Annotated in this window: 1 protein-coding gene; it reads left to right on the forward strand. The window is 71.6% G+C overall.

Annotated features, from left to right (window positions below; genetic code table 11):
- On the forward strand, window positions 1-271 hold a 271-nt coding region (locus OP04_RS48200), incomplete at both ends, for an ATP-binding cassette domain-containing protein (RefSeq protein ID WP_033346825.1).

Below are 271 nucleotides of genomic sequence, written 5' to 3' on the forward strand. Positions count from 1 at the left end.
GACCCGGGTGAACGCCGTACTCGACACCGTCGCGCTGGACGCGAAAGCCGCACGGAAGCGGGTCGGGCAGTACTCGCTCGGCATGCGCCAGCGCCTCGGACTCGCCCACGCACTCCTCGGCGAGCCCAGCATCCTCATCCTGGACGAGCCGGCGAACGGCCTCGACCCGGAAGGCATCTTCTGGATGCGCGGGCTGCTGCGCGACTTCGCCGACCGCGGCGGCACCGTCCTGCTCTCCTCGCACCTGCTCCGCGAGGTCGAAGCGGTCGCG

Source organism: Catenuloplanes japonicus, assembly GCF_000717135.1.
Lineage (GTDB): Bacteria > Actinomycetota > Actinomycetes > Mycobacteriales > Micromonosporaceae > Catenuloplanes > Catenuloplanes japonicus.